The following is a 4771-nucleotide window of genomic DNA, read 5'->3' as shown; positions in this document are numbered from 1 at the left end:
ACGCCGTACGCGCGATGGTCCGCGCTCGTGCCGTCTCCCTGGTCGTCGTGGTCGCGCCCCCCGACGGTGCCGACGAGGTCAGGCACCTCCTCGACGAGCACACGCTGCCCGACGTCCTGGTCGTCCCCGGCGGTGAGACCCGTCAGGACTCCGTGCGCATGGGCCTGGCCGCGCTGCCGGACGACATCGACGTGGTGCTGGTGCACGACGCCGCCCGCCCCCTGGTCCCCGTCGACACCGTGGACGCGGTGGCGGCAGCCGTACGGGACGGGGCGCCCGCCGTGGTGCCCGCCTTGCCCGTGCCGGACACCGTCAAGGAAGTGGAACCCCGTACGGGCGGCGCACCGGAGCCCGTGACGGGCACGCCGGAGCGGTCGCGGCTGCGTGCCGTGCAGACGCCGCAGGGCTTCACGCTGAAGGTTCTCGCCGCCGCGCACGCCCAGGTCGCACGCGAGGGCGACGGCGCGACGGACGATGCGGGCATGGTGGAGCGCATGGGCGTCGAGGTCGTGGTTGTCCCGGGTCATGAGGAGGCCTTCAAGGTGACGCGGCCCCTCGACCTGGTGCTGGCCGAGGCCGTTCTGGCGAGGAGGCGCGTCACCGATGGCTTCTGAGGTGCGGGGCAGGCTGCCGCTGGTCGGCATCGGCACCGATGTGCACGCATTCGAGGAGGGCCGTGAGCTGTGGTGTGCGGGTCTCCGCTGGGAGGGCGAGAGCCATGGGCTCGCCGGGCACTCCGACGGCGACGTCGCCGCGCACGCCGCCTGTGACGCCCTCTTCTCGGCCGCCGGGCTCGGCGACCTCGGCGCCCACTTCGGCACCGACCGCCCCGAGTGGTCCGGTGCCTCCGGAGTGACGCTCCTGGGGGAGGCCGCGCGGATCGTGCGGGCGGAGGGCTTCACCGTCGGCAACGTCGCGATCCAGGTGATCGGCGTACGGCCCAAGATCGGCAAGCGCCGCGCGGAGGCGCAGCGAGCCCTGTCCGAGGCGGTCGGCGCACCGGTCTCGGTCTCGGGCACGACCACCGACGGCCTCGGTCTGACCGGTCGCGGCGAAGGGCTGGCGGCGATGGCGACGGCTCTGGTGCTGCCTCCGGCGTAACTCCTGCCGCGTTCGGAGCAATTCGGACGCGGACTCGGAACACCGTGGTGCGTACGGGTGTTGGCACAGGAGACGACAGCGCGTCGTCATCCGTCCGACCGAGAGAAGGCGCCAGCCGTGGCAGTACAGCTTTCCGACAGCCTCAAGCAGGTCCTCGACACCCCCGTCTTCGTCAGCATCGCCACCATCCAGCCCGACGGCAGCCCGCAGGTGTCGCCGGTTTGGGTGAAGCGCGACGGCGACGATTTGCTGATCTCCACGACGCTCGGCCGCCGCAAGACGCTGAACCTGGAGCGCGATCCCCGTGTGACCGTCATGGTGCAGCCCGCCGACGCCCCGTACACCTACGCCGAGATCCGCGGCACCGCCTCTCTGACGACCGAGGGAGGGCCGGAGCTGATCGACGAGTTGGCCAGGAAGTATGTCGGCAAGAACTACGCCGAGTTCAATCCCCACTGGGAGCAGGACGCGGACAGGGTCGTCGTGCGCGTCAGCCCCCGCAAGGTCGCCGGGCGCCTCTGACGAATGTCACTCTCTGCGGTCCGTTGCACGGTGTGAGAAGCGACCGGCGTCGGTGGCCTACTACTCTGGTCGCGTGACTATTCGCCTGTACGACACCAGCACCCGGCAGATCCGTGACTTCGTCCCGCTGACGCCGGGCCACGTCTCGATCTACCTGTGCGGTGCCACCGTGCAGGCCGCCCCGCACATCGGGCACATCAGGTCGGGGCTGAACTTCGACATCATGCGCCGCTGGTTCCTCCACCGCGGCTACGACGTCACGTTCGTACGCAACGTGACCGACATCGACGACAAGATCATCGTGAAGGCGGTCGAGCAGAACCGTCCGTGGTGGGCGATCGGCTACGACAACGAGCGCGCGTTCACCGCCGCGTACGACGGTCTCGGCTGCCTTCCGCCCACCTACGAGCCGCGGGCCACGGGGCACATCCCCGAGATGATCGAGATGATGAGCGCGCTCATCGACAGGGGCCACGCCTACGCGGCCGACGGGAACGTCTACTTCGACGTCCGCTCGTACGACCGCTATCTCGCGCTGTCCAACCAGGAGTTGGACAACCTGCTGCAGCCCTCGGGCGAGGGCGAGACCGGAAAGCGCGACCCGCGTGACTTCGCGATGTGGAAGGCGGCGAAGCCCGGCGAGCCGAGCTGGGAGACGCCTTGGGGCCGCGGCCGCCCGGGCTGGCACCTGGAGTGCTCGGCCATGGCGCACAAGTACCTCGGCTCCGCCTTCGACCTGCACGGCGGCGGCGTCGACCTGGTCTTCCCCCACCACGAGAACGAGATCGCCCAGTCCAAGGCGTACGGCGACGAGTTCGCGCGCTACTGGGCGCACAACGCCTGGGTGACCATGAGCGGCGAGAAGATGAGCAAGTCGCTCGGCAACTCGGTGCTGGTCAGCGAGATGGTCAAGCACTGGCGCCCCATCGTCCTGCGCTACTACCTGGGCAGCCCGCACTACCGCTCCATGATCGAGTACAGCGAGGAGTCGCTGCGCGAGGCGGAGTCGGCCTTCGGCCGTATCGAGGGCTTCCTCCAGCGCGCCGGTGAGAGCGTCGGCGACGTGCGGCCCGCGGCCGAGGTCCCGGCCGCCTTCGCCGAGGCGATGGACGACGACTTCGGTGTCCCGCAGGCGCTGGCCGTCGTGCACACGACGGTCCGTCAGGGCAATGCCGCCCTGAGCGAGGACGACAAGGAGAGCGTGGCGAGGGCCTTCGCGGACGTACGGGCCATGCTCGGCATCCTCGGTCTCGATCCGCTCGACCCGAGCTGGCAGTCCATGGAGACCGACGCCGGGCGTGGCGGGGAGCTGCGTGACGCTGTCGACGCCCTCGTCCGGCTCGTGCTCGACCAGCGTCAGGCCGCGCGCGCCCGCAAGGACTACGTCACCGCGGACGCCATCCGGGACGAGCTGAAGCAGGCGGGCCTGGTCATCGAGGACACCCCCTCCGGGCCGCGCTGGGAGCTGGGCGGCGGCGCCGACCAGCACTGAGTCCTCCGCCGCACGGCAGGCGTCGGCACAGGTGTGAGAGCCGTTGGAGATCCACTTCTTCGGTATGCCCCGCTCTCCGCGATAATGCTCTGACGAGGCTTCGTCCCCCAGGGCCGGTAGGCCGCTCGGGGGCCTTTCCGCCTCCGCCGGGGATGCCCCGTCGACACTCCATACGCAGCCGAAGAGCCCGCGGGCAGCGGCAGAACGAGCAGAGAAGCAGGTGTCCCGATGGCCGGGAACAGCAACCGCCCCAGCCGGCGCATGTCCAACAAGAAGGGCGCCCAGGTCGGCAGCGGCGGCAACCGGCGCCGCTCCCTGGAGGGCAAGGGGCCCACCCCGCCCGCCGAGATGCGCAAGGGGCACGCCAAGCAGCGTGTCGCGCAGGCCAAGTCCCGGCGTGCGCAGGGACGTCCGCAGCGCAAGGGCGGAGCGAAGAGTGGCACGGAACTGGTCGTCGGCCGCAACTCGGTCCTCGAGGCGCTGCGTGAGAACGTCCCGGCGACCGCCCTGTACGTGCAGCAGTTCATCGACAACGACGACCGCGTGCGCGAGGTCGTGCGCCTCGCGGGCGAGAGTCGGGCCGTCCACCTGCTGGAGGCGCCCAAGCCCGAGCTGGACCGGATGACCAGGGGCCTGCACCACCAGGGGCTGGTGCTCCAGGTTCCCGAGTACGAGTACGCGCACCCGGAGGACCTTTCGGCGGCGGCCTACGACGAGGGCGAGGACCCGCTGATCGTCGCGCTCGACGGCATCACGGATCCGCGCAATCTCGGCGCGGTCGTGCGCTCCGTCTCCGCGTTCGGCGGGCACGGCGTCGTGGTTCCCGAGCGCCGGGCCGCCGGGATGACGGCGGGAGCGTGGAAGAGCTCCGCGGGAACGGCCGCCCGTACGCCTGTCGCGCGGGCGGCGAATCTCACTCGGGCCCTCGAGGCGTACCAGAAGGCCGGGATGATGGTGGTCGGCCTGGCAGCGGACGGCGACGTCGAACTCCAGGAGCTGGACCTGCTCGAGGGGCCCGTCGTGGTGGTCGTCGGCAGCGAGGGTAAGGGCCTCTCCCGGCTGGTGGGCGAGACGTGCGACGTGCGGGTGCGGATCCCGATGCCCGGTGGCGCCGAGTCGCTGAACGCGGGCGTGGCGGCGGGCGTCGTGCTCTACGAGGCGGCCCGCCGACGGGGCTGACACCCGCGGACGACACGTGGCCGTGCGGGTGCGACAGGCTCATCGGCGCCGGGATCGGTGTGATTCGCGGCAGTTGACCGTCATTGACCTGCTTTGACGGGCCTCGGACAGATCGAGGTGGTCAAGGCAGTGTCCTAAGCGTCCGTCACTCGGTTAGATGAGTGTGGACACCAGAACACCCCGCCCGCCCGACCCCTCGGGCCGGCCTCCTGGGGACACCCCGACGAGAGACCCGAGCGGTTTCTTCGACGATGAACCTGTCCTGAGCTCGGTCAAGGTCCTCTCCGATCCCGCAGCGGTCGTCGTCACCCACGCGAGCTTCCGTGTGGAGCTCGGGGCGCCCGCCTCCCGTCCCGCCACCGTGTCCGGCGTTTCCACAGCCGCACGCCTCTCCTCGGAAGCCGAGGGCGTGGAGCGCCGCGGAGAGCCCCTGACCTGGGGCACGAACGCGGCCGACACCGGAGGGACGGCCCCGGT

The 4771-nt window shown here is 70.8% G+C and carries 5 protein-coding genes and 1 pseudogene; all 6 read left to right on the top strand.

Annotated elements, in window-relative coordinates:
* Positions 1-614: 2-C-methyl-D-erythritol 4-phosphate cytidylyltransferase (ispD, locus tag H5J26_RS28540; protein ID WP_181768859.1), on the top strand; the 614-nt coding region annotated here is incomplete at its 5' end.
* The gene (ispF, locus tag H5J26_RS28535) at positions 604-1101 is read left to right on the top strand and encodes a 2-C-methyl-D-erythritol 2,4-cyclodiphosphate synthase (RefSeq protein ID WP_181768858.1); all 498 of its coding nucleotides are present in this window, start codon (positions 604-606) and stop codon (positions 1099-1101) included. The genes ispD and ispF, both read left to right, overlap by 11 nt.
* Positions 1102-1218: 117 nt before the next feature.
* On the top strand, positions 1219-1623 hold the full coding sequence (locus H5J26_RS28530; protein ID WP_181768857.1) for a PPOX class F420-dependent oxidoreductase: 405 nt from the start codon (positions 1219-1221) through the stop codon (positions 1621-1623).
* 73 nt (positions 1624-1696) lie between these two features.
* Entirely contained in the window at positions 1697-3115 is a 1419-nt protein-coding gene (cysS, locus tag H5J26_RS28525) for a cysteine--tRNA ligase (RefSeq protein ID WP_181768856.1), read from the top strand.
* Positions 3116-3343: 228 nt separating this feature from the next.
* A complete protein-coding gene (rlmB, locus tag H5J26_RS28520) occupies positions 3344-4294 on the top strand; it encodes a 23S rRNA (guanosine(2251)-2'-O)-methyltransferase RlmB (RefSeq protein WP_181768855.1) in 951 nt (316 codons plus the stop codon).
* Positions 4295-4451: 157 nt separating this feature from the next.
* Positions 4452-4771 (top strand): annotated as a pseudogene (locus H5J26_RS31740) (hypothetical protein); the annotation flags it as partial.

Origin of the sequence: Streptomyces albidus (ex Kaewkla and Franco 2022) (assembly GCF_013870515.1) — a bacterium.
GTDB lineage: Bacteria > Actinomycetota > Actinomycetes > Streptomycetales > Streptomycetaceae > Streptomyces > Streptomyces albidus.
This window is presented reverse-complemented; position numbering and strand designations above follow the sequence as displayed.